The organism is Rhizobium sp. WYCCWR 11152 (genome assembly GCF_013087615.1).
Classification (GTDB): domain Bacteria; phylum Pseudomonadota; class Alphaproteobacteria; order Rhizobiales; family Rhizobiaceae; genus Rhizobium; species Rhizobium indicum.
The window spans coordinates 17,319-33,774 of the sequence record NZ_JABFCP010000004.1 but is presented as its reverse complement, the minus strand read 5'-3'; the positions used below and the strand labels follow the sequence as shown (position 1 = coordinate 33,774).

Here is a 16,456-nt window from a genome sequence, read left to right as displayed (position 1 = left end):
CTTGCGAAGTCTCATTGATCGCCGAGCAGGATCCTGATGACGTCGACCTCGATTTCCGCGCAGATGATCTCGTATTCACTGATGATTGCGGGATCGGCCGATCTATCCCGACGCATGCGATCGAGGACGGCGCAGGCTTCGCCGTAGGCGCCGCATAATTCGTAAAAATGGGGCTGGCTCGCCGCAACTGCTCTGATCGTTGCCCGCGTCGCAGGCAGCCTCATCATCAGCCTGGCCAGCCCCTGTTCCGCGGCTTGCCGGGTGAGGTGAGCTACGCCTTCTTTCCTGACCATGCCGTCATTCCTCGCTGCCTGTGTTTTCCGATCCAGGGGGTACGCAATACTCACCCACCCCTGACTAGTACGCAGGAATGCTGCATCTGGTTTCATGCCGGATGAAGGTTTAGTGGCGCAGTGCCGCAAACAGCCGGTGCTACCAGCGCAGGAGGCGGGAGCCGAACAGCGCGCCGATTGCGCCGGTCAAGAGGATGCCGAGCGAATACCAGAGGGTGACGAAGGGCAGGCCGTTTTCCGTGCAGAACCAGGAATAGACCCAGGCGCCGGATGCGCCGGCGGCAATGCCGGCGATGAAGCCTGTAATGCCGAGGTTGCTCGGGGCGCCGCCACGGAGAACCCAGGTATTCGCGATCAGGATCGGCATGGCAAAGGCAAAGATCAGCAGCGGGCAATGCAGGGCGGAGGAGCCGAGCACCAGCACGGGGTAGCTTGCGGCCGGCGACAAAGCGAGCTGAATGACCGCCAGGACGGCGAGGGTAAGTATGATGGCCGCGGCAATCCCGAAAAAGCGGCCCTCCGAGCCATCCGGCCGGGACAGGCGGTAAACGGCTGCGAAGGCGGCGATTGCAAGCAAGGCATTGTAGGCGGACTTGATCCAGAAGACCGGCAGCATCAGCGCCTGCGCCATATCGGTGCGAAGGCCGAGAACGATAAGCATCAGCAGCAGCGAGACTGCTAAGGCCGGCAGGATGGCGAGCGCGAAGCGGCGTTCGAGCGCATGTCTCGGCACCGGCTTCAGATCCCGAACAAGGCTGTCGATCACGTCCTCAGTCTCTCTCACATCCCACCTCGCAATCTTGCCGCCAGCGCCTTGATGCCCCTGTGAACGCCGACCTTGACCGCCGATTCCGACTGTCCGGTGCGGCTTGCCGTGTCGGCCACCGACTGCCCCTCGAGCTTGACCTGACGGATAAGCTCCTGCTGGTGCTGCGGCAGGCCGTTCAACAGCCGTTCGACATCCATGCGCGCTGCAATCGCATCCTCCCTGAAATCGTCTTCGATCTCCTCGTCCAGTTCCATTTCCGCCTTGTACCGGCCGCCATGCTTCCGGTGGTGGTCGATCAGCTTGTAGCGGGCAATCGAGAAGAACCACGCGGTGAATGGCCGCTCCCTGTCATAGGTCGCCCGGCGCGAATGCAGCGCCAGCAACGTCTCCTGCACGAGATCTTCCGTGTCGGATTTCGCGGTAGTGCCGATCCGCCCGCTGTAATAACCGACGAGCAGGGTTCGCAACGTCACGAGCAGACGCCGATAGGCTGCCTCGTCCCCGTCGAGGGAAAGAAGCATCAGCATCTTCAGTGCTTGTTCCGAATGGGCGCTCGTCATGTCGTCTGCAATATCATTCGGGTGGATGACGCTTTGGTTACAGGCGGGTTCAAAAATCTTCCGGCAGCAATTCAAAGTGTACAGCGTCACCTGCGTGTCTCCAAAAGACGCGCGGCGCTGTAGCGCTATCACATAAGCGTGAGGCTGTAACCGCCTTGGCAAGGGGATCGAATTCAGGACTGTGAGCCGTCGGCGGGTGCCGGCGGACATGTCAATCGATCCGAGGAGACCCTCATGACCAAGATCCTTTCCAGCCTTGCAGCCTGCACCTTCGTCATCGGCCTGTCGCTTGCCGGCGCCGCCAGCGCCCAAAGCAGCGATGCCATGAAGAAAGACAGTATGAAGACCGACACGATGTCGAAGGATGCGATGTCCAAGGATGCGATGTCGAAGGACGCAATGAAGAAGGACACCATGGCGACCGGCAGCACCAAGGCCGATTGCATGCACAATGCCGGCATGGAGAAGGACACGATGAAGAAGGACACGATGATGAAGGCCTGCGACGCGATGAAGTAAGCTTTAGCCGCGGCCGCTGAAACTATTTGGCCGGCGGCCGCGTCCTTTCTCGCGAAGACCTTTCATGTCGATCCGGAGGAACTACAATGGCCACGACCGATGCCGGCATGGCGAGCGGACGCACGCTCTTCTACCGCCATGGCCTGCTGGTGCGCCTGTCGCACTGGGTAAACGTGCTGTGCATGACGGTGCTGCTGTACAGCGGCCTGCAGATATTCAACGCCCATCCGGCGCTCTATTGGGGCCAGTACGGCGCCGACAACGATCCGTCCTTCATTTCCATGGTGGCCGAACAGCAAGGCGATGCGCTGAAGGGCGTGACGCACTTGGGCGGATTGAGCTTCGATACGACGGGCATTCTCGGGGTTTCGAATGTCGACGGCGAGGCCGCGGTGCGCGGCTTTCCGAACTGGCTGACCTTGCCGAGCTACCAGGATCTGGCATCGGGCCGGCGCTGGCATTTCTTCTTTGCCTGGCTGTTCGTCATCAACGGCTTCATCTATCTCGTCTATGGTTTCGTCAGCCGGCATTTCCGCCGCGATCTGCTGCCGGCGGCCGAAGAGCTGAAGCCTTCGCATCTCGGCCATGAGATCGTCAGTCATGCCCGGCTGCGCTTTCCCAAGGGGGCCGAGGCCCGCCACTACAATACGCTGCAGAAACTCGCCTATGTCGCCGTGATCTTCGTGCTGTTGCCGCTGATGATCGGGACAGGGCTTACCATGTCGCCGGGCTTCAACGCGGTCGCGCCCTGGATGCTCGATCTGTTCGGCGGCCGGCAATCGGCCCGCACGCTGCATTTCCTGACCGCCTTCTCGCTCGTCGCCTTCGTCGCCGTGCATGTGGCGATGGTGCTGGTCTCGGGCGTGTTCAACAATTTGCGTTCGATGGTCACCGGTTATTACGACATCGGGCAGGGAGGAAAGTCATGAGCCGCATCATCACCAGGCGTCGCTTCCTGATCGGCGCGACCATGACGGCATCAGCGCTGGGGCTCGCCGGCTGCGATGCCCTCGTCGAAAACGATCGGACGAAATCGGTGTTGAAGATCGCCGAAGGCCTCAGCATGAAGACGCAACGCTTGCTGCTCGGCGACGACGCGCTCGCCCGCGAATTCACCGAAGCCGATATCTCGCCGACCTTCCGCGCCAACGGCACGAGCATGCCCGACAATGCCCGCTATATCGACTGGATGAACGAGCGGTTTTCGAGTTGGAAGCTCGAGGTCGGCGGGCTGGTCGACAAGCCGATGCAATTGTCGCTGGCGGAGCTGAAAGCCCTGCCGGCCCGCACGCAGATCACAAGGCATGACTGCGTCGAGGGCTGGAGCGCGATCGGCAAATGGACCGGCGTGCCGCTCGGCGCGCTGCTGCAGGCGGCGGGCCTGAAACCCGAAGCCCGCTACATCGTCTTCCACTGCGCCGACGAATATGAAAAGACGCTCGACGGCAGCGGCTGGTATTACGAAAGCATCGATCTCGTCGATGCGTTCCACCCCCAGACGATCCTTGCCCACACCATGAACGGCCGCGATCTCGAAGTCGCCCATGGCGCGCCGCTCCGGCTCCGGGTCGAGCGCCAGCTCGGCTACAAGCAGGCAAAATATCTGACCGGCATCGAAGCCGTCGCCGATCTCGGCCAGCTCTACGGCGGCAATGGCGGCTTCTGGGAGGATCGCGGTTATGAATGGTATGCGGGCATATAGGCGGGGTGCCCCGACCGACGAGGGTGCAGGAAGCTCCTTCGCTCAGGCAGCGAGGCCGATCGTAATGGTGGCGGACAGCACGCCGCTGTCGAGCTTTTCGAAATCGAACATGTGGTCGGCGGCATCCTCCGGGATGAGGCCGTCCTCGTCGTTGCGCGTATCGCGGGCAGGGCGCCCGAGATAGTCGGGATGCTCGCCGTAGATGATGTCGCTCAGCACATCGTCGAAATAGATCTGGCTGACGAGAAGCTCCTTGCCCTCGACGAGGATGCGGCAATGAACATGCGGCGTGCGGCCCTTGTACCATCCGGGATAGGCCGTCAAAAAGCTTGCCTGCCCCTTGGCATTCGTCAGCTGGCGGCCGCGGAAGGCGAGCCCGCTGATCGCCTCGGCATCGCCGAAGGTGCACATCTCAGCAGCCTCGCGGCCGGAATAGATGCCGCGATGATCGGTATGCCAGATTTCGATATCGGCATTTTCGATCGGCCGGCAGTCGGTTGCGTGGACGAGCCGAACGGCCAACCGCAAAGGCAGCCCAGCCTTTCCTTCCGAGACGTCCTGACGGGCGGGAATATTGTTGACATGGCAGGGGCCGAGGGTCTGGGCGACAGTCACGACGCAATTCGGACGAGTGCGAAAGAGCGGCGCGGGCAGCTTTTCCACGGCGATCGACTTTGTGCCGCCGCTTGCGAAATCCGTTCCCTTCCAGTCGAATGTCCTGGCGGCAACCGTGATATGCCGCCGTGGCCAGATTGCCGCCGCAGTCACCGATGATGCGACAATGGCCGCACCTCCAAGCACAAGGGTTCGCCTTTTCATCTATCTTCCTTTGCCTCAAGACGCAGGATTTAAGGAGGGTAGACCAGAAATTCCAATTAAATCTGAGCAGAAAAGCTTTATGCCTGTCAGCTCAGCGAGCTGGTCCTGGAAGGCCGGGTCCAGAACGTCGGCGGCGGGCCTGTGCCGTTCGCGGTGATACCAGTAGCCACCGCTGGTTCTGGCGGCGGTATCGTCGCTGACCGCGAGCCATGGGATCTTCCTTTCCTGTGGCCCTTGCTCCGGAGATCGAAGCCGGGAGCGTCGGTGAAGCAGGCATTTCCTCGAGCGTCAACGATCAGTCTGACATAGACAGCCAGTCGGTGTATCGCAGCGAACCCGCCCGTACCCCCTTGCGCGGAAGCAATGTGTTGTCGTTCAGTTCGACGCCATAGTAGCGCGCGCTCTCGTCGGTCATGACCTGACGCATGTCTTCGTTTGCCGTGAGATGCATGCGGGCAATTTCGTCGAGGCCGAATTGGTCAGGCCCGCATATCTCTATCGTGTCATTCCCCGCTGCTCCCATCGCCAATACGGCCAGAATTTCTGCAACATTATCGGCAGCTATGGGCTGTATGGACGCCGAGGGCAGCCGGAAGCCGTCTCCGTCCGCCGCCATGTCGACCACGCCGCCGATAAACTCGAAGAATTGCGTGGAATGGAGGATGGTATAGGGCCGCCGCGCTGCCCGGATGAGATTTTCCTGCACCATCTTCGCGTGGAAATAATCGCTTTCGACAAGGCGAGGCGTTCCCACCACGGAAAGGGCGATATAGTGGCCGACGCCTGCATCCGCGGAAGCCGCCAGCAGATTCCGGGTGGAGGCCTTGAAAAACGCCAGCGCGGAGCTGTCGCCGAATGACGCGGCGTTGGTGACGTCGATGACGACGTCGGCTCTTGATATGGCTGACCTCAGGCCTTCTCCCGTCACACTGTCGACTCCGCCGAGAGACGGGGATGCGCTGACCACTTCGATGCCTGCCTGTCGAAGATCCTCGACGAGCCGCGTTCCGATGCGCCCGCTCGCTCCCATGACCGTAATTTTCATCTGCTTGCTCCATCTGTTGTGCCGAACTGCGATCTGGACGCCTTGGCTGACAAGGACGCCTCGGTGGTCGCCGACAACCCCGCTCTTTACTCGACGTCATCCTCGGCCATGTGCCGAGGATCTGCTGCGCGGTCTGCAGATGCTCGGCACAAGCCCGAGCATCTGCATTTCACTTCACCGGCATGACAACCGGAGCGCCTTTGTTCTTCAGCAGCACGACGATGAACTTCGCCGGTTTGGACGTGCTCGCATTGCGGCTGACCAGATGAATGTCGGAAGGACCTTCGTAAAAGGTCTCTCCCGGCGATAAGGTGACTTCCTTTTCGCCTTTGACCTGCATCACGATCGAGCCCTCCAGAACGTAGACGAATGCATTCGCCTCATGTTTGTGAATGGGCGAGGAACCTCCCGGCCCATACTCGACCGATATCATCAGCCCTTCCTTGCCGGGATAATTCGGAAGGTCCTTTTTCATGAGCGGTGTGACGACTGCGCCGTCTTCGGCGGCAACCGCCAAAGTGCCGAAAAGGCAAACCGTGGCCGACACACATAACGATAACAAAGCTGAATTCATTGCCGTAATCCTTCTGCTCGTTGAATGCGGATGTGGGTTTGATGCCGTGATTTAGGTCGGCCGTTGGGACTGTCGAAACCAATCCGCAAAGCCGATCTTGCCGAGCCTCGCGCCCTCGCCGGGCACAAGCGAGCGATCGTCCAGTTCAGACCCGAAGTAGCGCGCATGAACGTCTGCCTCGACCCTCCTCGGATCGTTGATCGCTTTCAGATACCGGGCAACGATCTCGTGCATGGCGCCGCGCTCAGGTCCGGCAATCTCGATTGTGCCGTTAAGCGGCTTTGAAAGCGCGACATCCGCCATCACATCGGCAACGTCGTCCGATGCGATGGGCTGGAAAGCTGCGGGAGAAAGACGCGCGACGGTGCCGATGGTGGCTTCGTCGGCGATGCCCTTCAGGAATTCGAGGAATTGGGTGGAGTGGACGATCGTGTAGGGGATGGGCGATGCCTTGATGAGTTTCTCCTGGGCGAGTTTGGCCCGGAAGTAGCCGTTCTCAGGCAGGCGCTCCGTTCCGACGATGGAGAGCGCAATATGGTGCTTGACGCCGGCCTTGGCTTCCGCGGCGAGCAGATTGCGGCCCGAGGTTTCGAAGAAATCGAGGACCGCCTTGTCTTCCCACGACGGTGAGTTTGCAAGGTCGACGACGACGTTGGCGCCAGCCAGCGCTTCTGCCAGGCCCTCGCCGGTGATGGTATTGACGCCGGTGCTTGGCGAGACAGCCAGCACCTCGTGGCCTTTAACGCGCAGACGCGCCGCGGTCTTGGACCCGATGAGCCCAGTGCCGCCGATAAGAACGATTTTCATGACGAACCTCCCTGTTGACGCCCCTTCGGGTCGGCGTTGACGCCCTTTTGGGCCAGATGTCTCAGATCTAGATCACGCAAGTCGGAATGAGCCGCGAAAGACGTTTGCGGCTTGGACAAACCGAAGTCGCCGTATATCGTCGCCATGGCTGAGGTCAGCCGAGACCGAACCTGGCTTCGCGGTGCCGGGGAGAATCCTCCTTAATGCGATCAGGCGCAACTCAAATGGCGAGGGGCATGGAGATTCAGCGTCGCACATGACATGCGCCGGGTGGGTTATTGAGGCGTGATTGAGGTGAGGGCGGTTCCAAGCAAGATCAATACGGCTAGCCCTCAAGGAAATCGCTAGGTGTAGACCTAGCGTCGGTAGCACAAAGCAAAAATTGTCTCCGGCTGCCTCTGGAGCAGCCGTTGCCAGGCCGGCGGCGTTTGCAGCGCCACGCGTCTGTTCAGATGTGCAAGAACGCTGTAACACTTTGAATTGCCGCATTCTTCCCTAGATCGATTTCGATTTAAGGAAGAATGCCGTAGGCATCCAAGATTCGTTTCCGAGCCGGGGCAGAGGCATATGGAACCAACCCACTTGTTCGAGCTCGTCATCGCGATGTTTCTTGCGATCATCGCGCTGCACTATGCGGCCCACAGGCTCGGATTGCCGCCGTCCGTGGCGTTGCTGACGGGTGGTGCTTCGCTGGCGTTTGTGCCGGGGCTGCCGGCGATATCAATTGATCCCGGGCTGGTGCTGGTCATCTTCCTGCCGCCGCTGTTGATGGACGGCGCCTGGTCCATTGCCGCCGGGCGGTTGCGGCGGCATGTGATCGGCATCGCCTCGCTTGCCGTAGGCGCGGTGTTCTTCACCTGCGCGGTCGTCGCCGTTGTGGCCCACCTCATCTTTCCGTCGCTTCCCTGGGCGGCGTGCGCTGCCCTTGGCGCGATCGTTGCGCCGCCTGATGCGGTTGCGGCGCGCGCTGTGCTGCAGCGGGTCAGGCTGCCGCGGCGGCTTCAGATTCTGCTGGAAGGCGAGAGCCTGCTCAACGATGCCAGCGGTCTGGTTCTCTTCCGCTTTGCCGTTGCCGCTGCCGCAACGGGCGCCTTCAGCGCGGGGGAGGCGGCCGGCAGCTTCCTCGTGCTGGCGCTCGGCGGCGCCGTCGTCGGCATCGTTGTGGGAACGGCATGGGTCAAACTCGTCCGGCGTCTCGGCGACGAATATCTCATCATCGCAGCCTCGGTGCTGCTCGGCTGGATTGCCTATCTGCTCGGCGAGCAACTGCATGTTTCCGGTGTCATCGCCACGGTTACCGCCGGCCTGATCATGAGCTGGCACCAGCACACCGTGCTTTCAGCCGCAATGCGCATGCGCGGCATCTCGTTCTGGACGGTGATGATCTTCCTGATGGAAGCGGCGGTGTTCATCCTGATCGGGCTGTCGCTCCGGGATGTCGTCGAACGCGGCGGCGGCTTTGCCACCGTGATCGCGACGATGGGATTGCCGATGCTGGCGATCCTCGTGGCGCTCGTGCTCGCGCGTTTTGCCTGGGTCTTCGCCGCCGATTTCGTCATCAGGTTATGCACTGCCCTGGGGTTCACACGCGCCGCGCCGCTCGGCGTCGGCGGCGCCACCGTTCTCAGCTGGGCGGGCGTGCGGGGTGTGGTGACGCTCGCCTTGGCGCTGAGCTTGCCCGAGGGATTCCCGGGCCGCGACTTCATCCTCGTCACGGCCTTCGCCGTCATTCTCGGAACCGTGCTCATACAGGGCACGACATTGGGGCGGGTGATTGCCTGGGCGCGGCTGGTGGAGCCGGAGTCGGAAAGAGCGCGCCTGACGATGAGCCAGGCCGAAGCCGCCATGGCGCAGGCGCAGTTCGGGATCGTCCAGAGCCTGGCCTATGACGCGGAGGGAAAACTCATCCACCCGCAATTGCTGGAGCGCTACCAGCGCCGGGCCACGTCGATCGTCGACTATGCCGAGAAAACCGAGCAATACATGCCGGTGCTGCATGCGCATTTCGACGTCATTCTCGAAGCGGTGGCAATTGGACGCCGGGAACTCATCCGGCTCCACCGGGCCGGCGACATCGATGACGAGACGCTACGGGAGCTGGAACGGGATCTCGATCTCGAGGAACTGAGCGCGATCTCGGCCAAGGCGTGATGTTCAGCGCCTGGCGCTTTCGACATCATCGTCAACGCATTGCGATATCGAGGCTGATACCGGCGCGATCCTGATGTCGCCGCCGAGCGGTGTCCTGACCTAAATGGCGATCTGTTCGCCGAGTTCGACGACGCGGTTGGACGGCAGGTTGAAATAGTCGGAGGGATCGATCGCCAAGCCCTCCAGCGCCATGAATATGCGCTCCTGCCAGGGGGGCAACCCGGTGTTCGGTGTCCTGACGAGGTTCCGGCGGCCGAGATAGAAGGAGGTCCTCATGATCTCGAACTTGAAGCCGCCCTCCCGGCAGAGAGCCAATGCCCTGGTGACGTCTGGGTCGTCCATGAAGCCGAAGGTGATGTCGAGGCGCACGAAACGCGGCGAGAGCTGGCTGATCTTGATGCGGCGGCTGTCGGGAACATAAGGCTCGTCCTCGGTCCATACGGTCAGGATGACGTTCTGTTCGTGGAGCACGTGGTTGTGCTTGAGATTGTGGAGCAGAACATTCGGCGTGCGATCCGGGACGCTGGTCAGGAAGACTGCCGTTCCCGGAACAGTGACCGGCGAATGGTCCGACTTTCGCTCGATCGATCTGATGAAGGAATCGAGTGGGATCTCGTTGTTGGCGCGCAGTCTCTTCAGATAGGCCTGTCCTCGCGTCCATGTCCACATCAGGATCATGATCGCCAGCGCAAGGGCGACCGGAACCCAGCCGCCATCGTGGATCTTCAAGAGGTTCGCCGCCAGGAACAGGACTTCGATGATGAAGAGCGGTAGCAGCAGGACGGCGGCGAGCACGAGGGAGTAGCCCCAGACGGCTCGGAGAAACTGGAAGACCAGCAGGGTCGAGATGACCATGGTTCCGGTCACCGAGATGCCATAGGCCGTCGCCAGAGACTCGGAGTCGCCGAAGGAAAAGATCAGCATCAAGACGCCGACCAGCAGGAGAAGATTGACGCTCGGCACGTAGATCTGGCCGGTGTTGGTTTCCGACGTGAACTTGATCCTGAGCCTCGGCAGGAAGCCGAGGTGAACCGCCGAGCGGGCCAGCGAAAATGCGCCTGTTATCACCGCCTGGCTGGCGATGATCGTTGCCATCGTCGCCAGAATGACCACCGGCAGCAAGGCCCAGTCGGGATACATCAGAAAGAACGGATTGGTAGCCGTTTCGGGATGGCTAAGAACCAGCGCGCCTTGGCCGAGATAATTCAAGAGCAATGCCGGAAAGACGAGCACGAACCATGCTATCTGGATTGGCCGGCGCCCAAAATGCCCGAGATCGGCATAGAGCGCTTCGGCGCCCGTGACCGTCAGAAAGACGGCGCCGAGCACGATGAGGCCGACGCTGCCGGCATGGGTGAGGAACAGGAATGCATTGATCGGATTGAGCGCTTCCAGAATCCTCCAGTCGTCGCCGATATGGATCAGGCCGCCCGCGGCCATGGCCAGAAACCACAACACCGTTATCGGCCCGAAAAAGATCGAAACGGCGGCGGTTCCCTTCGACTGAACGGCAAAGAGAACGATCATGATCGCTGCCGACGCCAGCGGGACGTATTCGGCAAAGGCCGGCGTGACCAGTTTCAGGCCTTCCAGCGCCGACATGACCGACAAGGCAGGCGTGATCATCGCATCGCCGATGAACAGAGCCGCGCCGATCAGACCGGCGAAGAAGAGCACCGGCACGTTTCGCCCCATCTTCTTCATCAGGAGGGCGAGAAGCGAAAGCGTGCCGCCTTCGCCGTCATTGTCCGCCCTGAGAAGGAAGAGCACATATTTGAAGGTCACGATGATCGTCAGCGTCCAGACCATCAGCGAAATGAGACCGATTACCTCGGCTTCGTGTACGCCATCGGCGGCAAAGGGCCTCAGCGCCTCGCGAAGGGCATAGAGCGGGCTGGTGCCGATATCGCCATAGACGACGCCGACCGCGCCGATGACCAGTCCGACGAAGCCCTTTCGGCCAGCACCTTCACCCGTATTGTCTGCATGTGTTGACGTCATGGTTCCCCGCTCATGCCACTTGGCCATGGACACAAACATATGCCGCATTGCAGAACGGCAAGTAAATTGATGTGGGTGTGAATTTTTTGTGGGGATGGAGGCGGATGCGGGCGTGAGAAGCGTGGCAGCGTGAACGACGAGGCAATGCGGCTTGACGACTCCGACCCTGCAGGACGGCGTGATCCGGCTGTCGGTCGGCAGGAGCGACATGTCCTTCTTCAGCCGGTTTAGCGTGGTGTATTCAATTCGGGGAGCGGGCAAATTCCAAACAGCTTGTCGCGCTCCTCGCGATATTCTACGTCAATCAGCGAACAGGCGTGCAACTCCCAACGTCATCAGGCTTGACGCGGCCGGATTGAAGGTCGCTCCATTGCGGTATCGACGGGTCAGGGCCGCCGATCGCTGCCTCGAACCTGGCACGGTCGACCTTGATGAGTCGTCCTGACGATGTGATGCCCACCATCTCCTTTTTGCTGACATAAGCCAGGCTGGCATTCAGCCGGCAGAAGAACCGCTTATTGCTGTTCGAGATGACCCAGCCGTAGCCGCCGGCCTTGCCTTTGGTGAGTTTCCCGACGGCATAACCCTGCTTTTCAAGCTTCGAAAAGGATTCCGCCTGCGCAATGCTCGGCATAAAGGCAAAGCCGATCACCGCGCCGACGAGCAACCCGACAAAGCCCTTCCAGCCGGCACGTGCACCCGTATTGGTTATATGCGTCGACGCCATAGTTCCCCTCGTGCGACTTGCCTATGGCACAAACATATGCCGATCGCGGAACGGCAAGTAAATTGAGGTGAGTGCGAATTTTGTGGAGGGAGGGGAGGTGGACGTGGACGGAGCAGCTGCGCGTCACAGAAATACCAGCGGCCGCCAAGCACCCGTGAAGTCGGCGGCGGCTGTACGATGCTGACAGGGGCTGTCAGCAAGGGTGGTTGATGATCCTGAGAGCGCGGCTTTTTGAGCTAGAGCATGATGCCGAAAAGTGTGAGCGGTTTTCGGACGACATCATGCTCTAACTATATAATATAGAACAGGATTCAGATTTTTGGGCCGACCCGGCCTAAAATCACCCTGTTCTAGCGCCATTTCGTCGGAAAGTCCGGCTATCCGCGGGATCGCTCTGCTGCGATCCCGCCCCAATCGGAGCAGAGTGTCGAGATGAAGCCGCACCACCGTATTTTCTTCATTCAGTTTGCCGTGGCCCTTTCCTTAGGCGCGTTTGTTTCGCGGCTGCCCGACCTTCAGCTCAAGTTTAGCCTGACGGAAGGCGAGCTTGGCCTTCTGCTCGCCGTCCTGTCCTCCGGGGTTCTCTGCGGATTGACGTTCTCGGTGAGGTTCATCGAGAGGCTCGGTGCGCGCACCACCGCCTTCGTCACCGTCTTCGGTGCGTCGCTGTTTTTCGCGTTGATCCCCTGGATGCCTTCAGCTCTCTTGGCGGTGCCGTTGTTCTTCATTGCCGGCGTTTTCACCGGAGCATTCGAGATCAACGCCAATATCGAAACCGATCGCCATGAGGCGCTGCTTGGGTACCGCATCATGAGCCGGGCTCACGGCATGTGGAGCCTCGGCTTCTGCATCACCGCCCTTGTTGCCGCCGGCATGCGGCAGGCTGCCGTCTCCATCGAACTGCATACCTTCATCGTCCTGGTGACGGTCTTGATTGCCGGGTCGATCGTTTTCTCCGGGATCGAGAATGCGCCCCGACGGCAGGACGCTCACCCCGGAGATACGCCGATCGTCGCTTTTCCCACGCTCGGACTGCTCCCCCTTTGCCTTGTTGCCGCAGCTCCGCTTCTTGCCGAAGGCGCAAGCGTCGATTGGTCGGCGATCTATATGCGCGACGTATTCGCGGTCGAACCCTTCGTCGGCGGGCTCAGCGTGGCCATTTTCTCCTCGTTCATCGCCATCGGGCGGCTCGGCATGGATCCTGTCATCGACCGCTTCAATCCACGGCCGGTCGCAATCACTCTCCTCGGGATCGCGGCCATTGGTCTCGTCATGGTTGCGACGGCGACACATCCTGTTGTCGCGCTCGCAGGCTTTGGCCTGACAGGTATCGGCTGTTCTTCGGTCTATCCGCTTGCCATCTCGGCTGCGGCCCGACGCACGGATCGACCCGCACCCGTCAACGTTGCAGCGCTCGGGCAGACGACGTTCCTTGTGTTTTTCGCCGGGCCGCCACTGCTCGGTTTCGTTGCCGAACACTTCGGCATCCGCTTTTCGTACTGGGCGGTCGTCCCTGTTCTCGCTGCAGCACTGCTGGTCACCAGGGCACTTGCCGCGGATCCTGCCCCGGTCACAGGCCAACCCGAACCGGCGCAACCACACGGTTGACACGCCACGCCGGCCTCCGCTGTCCTAAGCTCGTTCACGTCCGCAACCGGAGGGGCAACCTCCGGCTTTCGCTGATGAATCGGGCGAGCGCAATGTATTTCCCATTGCGTCGAAGTATTATTAGCGGCCATCGTAAATATAGCTCGTATAGGTGAGGGGCTAATTCCGCGCACCGTCGTCAACCCTTGGCGAATGGTTTTGCTGCTCAAGCATTGCGGACGCAGTCCGCGTGGTCTGAATAGACCTGGTTGGGATGGCGAAACTTCCAGCCTTTCGGCTTGGCAAAACATATGTTTTGCAGGGTTTGCGATGTCGTGTCCGGCCAAAAGGCAGGCTCGCCTACGGAGCTTCCGCGCCTCGCTTCGGACAAATTTATGCCGCCAAAATGCCAGTATTAGTTGTTTCTAAATCACGCCATAATTCGCATCTACGTTGCCGCGCCTGTTTTATTCTTCGCCACATTTTGGAATTTCAACATTATACAAACAATGGTGGGTAACTATGAAGGTTATTCTCGTCATCGTCCTCACGGCGCTTGCCGTGCCCTGTGAGGCAGACATGCTCGTTACGGCATCCAAGTACAAAAGCATGCACGAACGTTCCATCTCCTTCCTCAGCATCAATCCGCGCAGAGTATCGTGGTGCGGGGCGTTCCTGGCCTTTGTCGCCAAGCGATCTTCGCGGCAACCGCCGCCCAACCCCAACATGGCGGCGTCCTGGAGGAAGTTTGGCAAACCGGTCGGTGTCCGCTCCGCCAGGCGAGGGGATGTCGTGGTGATCCGCACCGGCCGGCGCTTTCATGTGAGCCTGTTCGATCACATCGACCAGCGCCGGCAGTACGTCTACCTGTTCGGCGGCAACCAATCCAACCGGGTCCAGCTGTCGCGCTATCGCGCCAGCTCGGTGGTCGCCGTGCGACGATGATGTTGGGTGAGAACCCGGGTGAGAACTCACCCTCCTCCAAACCTCGGTGGCGGCGGGAAAACAGGCCTCACGCCTTGCGCGCCCTGATGTGGAGGAAGATCGGCGCGATGCGGGTATCGGCGACCATTGGCTCGGCGAGAGCCACCTCGACTGACGCCATGGGCTCGCCGAAAGCGTCGATCGTCAGTCCCGCTTCGACGATCATCGACACCCAGGTCGACAGCGTCCGGTGAAAACGCGGGACGACAAAGGGCGTCAGCGTCGCCCGTTCTTTCTCGGGGATGGAGGAAAAAATCCAGCGCTCGACCCGGCCGTCGCTCTCGTCGAAATAATCGGCGATCTCAACGGCGACGGGCTCGCCGGCCTGATTGCGGATGTTGCGGCGCGTCGGCGGCACGAAACAGGGGTGCAGGATCGAAAACTGCAGGAAGCCGCCCGATTTCAGGACCCGGTGGATGCCCTTCAGCACCTGGCGCTGGTCGGCCATGTCCATCATCGACATGAAGGCAGTGACGAAGTCGAAACTCGCCTCCGGGAAATCGATGCCCTGGCCGTCGCCGAGCACGTAGTCGATGCCGAGCGGCGCTTGCGTCTCGGTCTCGCGGGCATAACGAATGAAGGTCGGGGCGATGTCGAGCCCGGTCATGCGGGCGCCGAGGCGGGCGACGGCGCGGGTGTTGGAACCTTCGCCGCAGCCGAGATCGAGCCCGGCAAGGCCCGCGACCGGCGGCAGCATCTTCAGAAAGGCCGGCGTGTTCAGCGCGTCGCGATACTTGTCGTAACCGGCGCGGCTATAGATCGTCCAGGTCTCGGCATTGCTCTCCCAATGGGCGGCGACATCATTGGCGTTCATGGCTCTGCTCCTTGCTCGATCTGGATGGGCGGGGAGCTATAGGCGGTGCGGGTGACAATGGGAAGACAGGCCGTCCACTGTAAGTTGTTCACGCCTATGGATCATGACCAAGTTCGCGTGCACTATCATGCGATCGAGAGGATAGGGGGCTGCTGTGTCCGACGAAGTGATCATCCGTGAGCTGGTCGGCCTCGATCAGACGATGACAATTTTCCCGCTGTACAGCCAGGTTAGTCGCCTGAGTGAGGCCGTGGTTTGCCAACGACTTTCAGCCATGTTCGCACAGAGCAACTACCGCTGCATAGCAGCCTACATCGACGAACGGATGGTGGGTGCGTCGGGTTTCTGGACCGGCACTCAGTTGTGGTGCGGCAAGTATGTCGAGGCGGATAACGTCGTGGTGGACAGCGCTCTCCGCGGTCAAGGCATCGGCGGCAAGATGATGGCGTGGATCGAGGCGGAGGGGGAGCGGATTGAATGCGCGGTGATCCGCATCGCCATGGTGCTGGGCAGGGAGCGTACGCACCAGTTCTACGCGAGAAACGGCTACTTGGACGACGGCCTGTTGATGGTGAAAGCCCTAAGTCGCGGTGCGGCCGAGTTTCCGGAATATGTCTCTCAACAAGTTTGACTGTCGGCCCCACAGATTGGCCGCAAGTTGTCACCAGTGGCGCGCCCGCCTTCTTGTTCGGGGCGGCGATTCTGCGGTCGGATGACCGAGCTTAGAGATGCCGAGGCACCTTTGCCTTCAGCAGTTGCACGAGCGCGGGATCCATGAAATCATAATCATCAGGAATATGAAGGCAGACCAGCCGCTTGTCCTTGAGAGCTGACCGGTACTTGCCCTGGACTTTCGCACGGTGAGCCTTCTCCATAACGAAGACGATATCGGCCCATTCGATCAGTTCGTTCGATAACGGATTTTCGGCGTCATTGTTGGTGCCGGCCGAGGAGACCTCGATATCAGGCCAATTTGCGAAGACCTGTTCGGCCGTCGGGCTGCGAAGCTTGTTTTGACTGCAGACGAACAGGACGTTTTTCACGTTTTCTCTCTTCAAGTGAACAGAGCCGGCGATAGCACAATTCCGTGCCCGGGCGAACCAA

Annotated in this window: 18 protein-coding genes and 1 pseudogene; 7 read left to right on the top strand and 12 right to left on the bottom strand. The window is 60.6% G+C overall.

Features of this window, described 5'->3' with window-relative positions; translation table 11 throughout:
• Nucleotides 1-11: 11 nt before the first annotated feature.
• From G9X67_RS04830 to G9X67_RS04820, 3 genes are all read right to left on the bottom strand, one after another.
• Complete coding sequence (locus G9X67_RS04830; RefSeq protein WP_138334774.1) at nucleotides 12-293, bottom strand: nodulation protein; 282 nt, start codon at nucleotides 291-293, stop codon at nucleotides 12-14.
• Nucleotides 294-432: 139 nt separating this feature from the next.
• Nucleotides 433-1,077, bottom strand: a complete 645-nt coding sequence (locus G9X67_RS04825) for an NrsF family protein (RefSeq protein ID WP_171598274.1) — start codon at nucleotides 1,075-1,077, stop codon at nucleotides 433-435.
• Entirely contained in the window at nucleotides 1,074-1,622 is a 549-nt protein-coding gene (locus G9X67_RS04820; protein WP_171598273.1) for a sigma-70 family RNA polymerase sigma factor, read from the bottom strand. The genes G9X67_RS04825 and G9X67_RS04820 overlap by 4 nt, the downstream gene beginning before the upstream one ends.
• 234 nt (nucleotides 1,623-1,856) lie before the next feature.
• On the opposite strand from G9X67_RS04820, the gene G9X67_RS04815 reads away from it, so the two are divergent.
• The 3 genes from G9X67_RS04815 to G9X67_RS04805 all read left to right on the top strand — a co-directional run bounded on the left by G9X67_RS04815 (nucleotide 1,857) and on the right by G9X67_RS04805 (nucleotide 3,843).
• A complete protein-coding gene (locus tag G9X67_RS04815) occupies nucleotides 1,857-2,141 on the top strand; it encodes a pentapeptide MXKDX repeat protein (protein ID WP_171598272.1) in 285 nt (94 codons plus the stop codon).
• An 86-nt stretch (nucleotides 2,142-2,227) separates the two neighbouring features.
• Entirely contained in the window at nucleotides 2,228-3,070 is an 843-nt protein-coding gene (locus tag G9X67_RS04810; RefSeq protein WP_171598271.1) for a cytochrome b/b6 domain-containing protein, read from the top strand.
• Nucleotides 3,067-3,843 (top strand): molybdopterin-binding protein, encoded by a 777-nt coding sequence (locus tag G9X67_RS04805; protein ID WP_171598270.1) that lies wholly within the window; start codon nucleotides 3,067-3,069, stop codon nucleotides 3,841-3,843. Before G9X67_RS04810 ends, G9X67_RS04805 begins: the two co-directional genes overlap by 4 nt.
• 42 nt (nucleotides 3,844-3,885) lie before the next feature.
• Here the strand turns inward: G9X67_RS04805 and G9X67_RS04800 are convergent, their stop codons facing one another.
• The 5 genes and pseudogenes from G9X67_RS04800 to G9X67_RS04785 all read right to left on the bottom strand — a co-directional run bounded on the left by G9X67_RS04800 (nucleotide 3,886) and on the right by G9X67_RS04785 (nucleotide 7,088).
• A complete protein-coding gene (locus tag G9X67_RS04800) occupies nucleotides 3,886-4,662 on the bottom strand; it encodes a protocatechuate 3,4-dioxygenase (protein ID WP_171598269.1) in 777 nt (258 codons plus the stop codon).
• A 15-nt stretch (nucleotides 4,663-4,677) separates the two neighbouring features.
• A pseudogene (locus G9X67_RS34840) lies at nucleotides 4,678-4,872 on the bottom strand (hypothetical protein); the annotation flags it as partial.
• Nucleotides 4,873-4,957: 85 nt separating this feature from the next.
• On the bottom strand, nucleotides 4,958-5,707 hold the full coding sequence (locus G9X67_RS04795; RefSeq protein ID WP_171598268.1) for an SDR family oxidoreductase: 750 nt from the start codon (nucleotides 5,705-5,707) through the stop codon (nucleotides 4,958-4,960).
• Between the two features lie 169 nt (nucleotides 5,708-5,876).
• On the bottom strand, nucleotides 5,877-6,281 hold the full coding sequence (locus G9X67_RS04790) for a cupin domain-containing protein (protein WP_171598267.1): 405 nt from the start codon (nucleotides 6,279-6,281) through the stop codon (nucleotides 5,877-5,879).
• Between the two features lie 51 nt (nucleotides 6,282-6,332).
• Nucleotides 6,333-7,088, bottom strand: coding sequence for an SDR family oxidoreductase (locus tag G9X67_RS04785; RefSeq protein WP_171598266.1), 756 nt, complete (start codon nucleotides 7,086-7,088; stop codon nucleotides 6,333-6,335).
• Between the two features lie 567 nt (nucleotides 7,089-7,655).
• Between G9X67_RS04785 and G9X67_RS04780 the strand changes: the two genes are divergently transcribed.
• A complete protein-coding gene (locus G9X67_RS04780) occupies nucleotides 7,656-9,239 on the top strand; it encodes a Na+/H+ antiporter (RefSeq protein ID WP_105006575.1) in 1,584 nt (527 codons plus the stop codon).
• Nucleotides 9,240-9,338: 99 nt separating this feature from the next.
• Here the strand turns inward: G9X67_RS04780 and G9X67_RS04775 are convergent, their stop codons facing one another.
• Nucleotides 9,339-11,240 (bottom strand): potassium transporter Kup, encoded by a 1,902-nt coding sequence (locus G9X67_RS04775; RefSeq protein ID WP_171598265.1) that lies wholly within the window; start codon nucleotides 11,238-11,240, stop codon nucleotides 9,339-9,341.
• 304 nt (nucleotides 11,241-11,544) lie between these two features.
• Nucleotides 11,545-11,967 carry a hypothetical protein gene (locus tag G9X67_RS04770; protein ID WP_171598264.1) on the bottom strand — a complete coding sequence of 141 codons (423 nt, stop codon included), beginning with the start codon at nucleotides 11,965-11,967 and terminating at the stop codon, nucleotides 11,545-11,547.
• Nucleotides 11,968-12,399: 432 nt separating this feature from the next.
• Here G9X67_RS04770 and G9X67_RS04765 point away from each other — a divergent pair, with 432 nt between their 5' ends.
• Together G9X67_RS04765 and G9X67_RS04760 are read left to right on the top strand one after the other, a co-directional pair.
• Nucleotides 12,400-13,575: an MFS transporter gene (locus G9X67_RS04765; protein ID WP_171598263.1), complete on the top strand. Its 1,176-nt coding sequence runs from the start codon at nucleotides 12,400-12,402 to the stop codon at nucleotides 13,573-13,575.
• A gap of 501 nt (nucleotides 13,576-14,076) precedes the next feature.
• Complete coding sequence (locus tag G9X67_RS04760) at nucleotides 14,077-14,499, top strand: TIGR02594 family protein (RefSeq protein ID WP_138334759.1); 423 nt, start codon at nucleotides 14,077-14,079, stop codon at nucleotides 14,497-14,499.
• Nucleotides 14,500-14,566: 67 nt separating this feature from the next.
• On the opposite strand, the gene G9X67_RS04755 is transcribed toward G9X67_RS04760, so the two are convergent.
• Nucleotides 14,567-15,352: a class I SAM-dependent methyltransferase gene (locus G9X67_RS04755; RefSeq protein WP_171598262.1), complete on the bottom strand. Its 786-nt coding sequence runs from the start codon at nucleotides 15,350-15,352 to the stop codon at nucleotides 14,567-14,569.
• 154 nt (nucleotides 15,353-15,506) lie between these two features.
• Here G9X67_RS04755 and G9X67_RS04750 point away from each other — a divergent pair, with 154 nt between their 5' ends.
• Nucleotides 15,507-15,983, top strand: a complete 477-nt coding sequence (locus G9X67_RS04750; RefSeq protein WP_171598261.1) for a GNAT family N-acetyltransferase — start codon at nucleotides 15,507-15,509, stop codon at nucleotides 15,981-15,983.
• Nucleotides 15,984-16,074: 91 nt separating this feature from the next.
• On the opposite strand, the gene G9X67_RS04745 is transcribed toward G9X67_RS04750, so the two are convergent.
• Nucleotides 16,075-16,395, bottom strand: a complete 321-nt coding sequence (locus G9X67_RS04745) for a low molecular weight protein tyrosine phosphatase family protein (RefSeq protein WP_138387352.1) — start codon at nucleotides 16,393-16,395, stop codon at nucleotides 16,075-16,077.
• Nucleotides 16,396-16,456 lie beyond the last annotated feature (61 nt).

Excerpts from the sequence above, each read along its gene's own strand:
- G9X67_RS04830 (WP_138334774.1), bottom strand. The coding sequence starts at position 293 with ATGGTCAGGAAAGAAGGCGTAGCTCACCTCACCCGGCAAGCCGCGGAA.
- G9X67_RS04820 (WP_171598273.1), bottom strand. The coding sequence starts at position 1,622 with ATGACGAGCGCCCATTCGGAACAAGCACTGAAGATGCTGATGCTTCTT.
- G9X67_RS04815 (WP_171598272.1), top strand. The coding sequence starts at position 1,857 with ATGACCAAGATCCTTTCCAGCCTTGCAGCCTGCACCTTCGTCATCGGC.
- G9X67_RS04810 (WP_171598271.1), top strand. The coding sequence starts at position 2,228 with ATGGCCACGACCGATGCCGGCATGGCGAGCGGACGCACGCTCTTCTAC.
- G9X67_RS04805 (WP_171598270.1), top strand. The coding sequence starts at position 3,067 with ATGAGCCGCATCATCACCAGGCGTCGCTTCCTGATCGGCGCGACCATG.
- G9X67_RS04800 (WP_171598269.1), bottom strand. The coding sequence starts at position 4,662 with ATGAAAAGGCGAACCCTTGTGCTTGGAGGTGCGGCCATTGTCGCATCA.
- G9X67_RS04795 (WP_171598268.1), bottom strand. The coding sequence starts at position 5,707 with ATGAAAATTACGGTCATGGGAGCGAGCGGGCGCATCGGAACGCGGCTC.
- G9X67_RS04790 (WP_171598267.1), bottom strand. The coding sequence starts at position 6,281 with ATGAATTCAGCTTTGTTATCGTTATGTGTGTCGGCCACGGTTTGCCTT.
- G9X67_RS04785 (WP_171598266.1), bottom strand. The coding sequence starts at position 7,088 with ATGAAAATCGTTCTTATCGGCGGCACTGGGCTCATCGGGTCCAAGACC.
- G9X67_RS04780 (WP_105006575.1), top strand. The coding sequence starts at position 7,656 with ATGGAACCAACCCACTTGTTCGAGCTCGTCATCGCGATGTTTCTTGCG.
- G9X67_RS04775 (WP_171598265.1), bottom strand. The coding sequence starts at position 11,240 with ATGACGTCAACACATGCAGACAATACGGGTGAAGGTGCTGGCCGAAAG.
- G9X67_RS04770 (WP_171598264.1), bottom strand. The coding sequence starts at position 11,967 with ATGGCGTCGACGCATATAACCAATACGGGTGCACGTGCCGGCTGGAAG.
- G9X67_RS04765 (WP_171598263.1), top strand. The coding sequence starts at position 12,400 with ATGAAGCCGCACCACCGTATTTTCTTCATTCAGTTTGCCGTGGCCCTT.
- G9X67_RS04760 (WP_138334759.1), top strand. The coding sequence starts at position 14,077 with ATGAAGGTTATTCTCGTCATCGTCCTCACGGCGCTTGCCGTGCCCTGT.
- G9X67_RS04755 (WP_171598262.1), bottom strand. The coding sequence starts at position 15,352 with ATGAACGCCAATGATGTCGCCGCCCATTGGGAGAGCAATGCCGAGACC.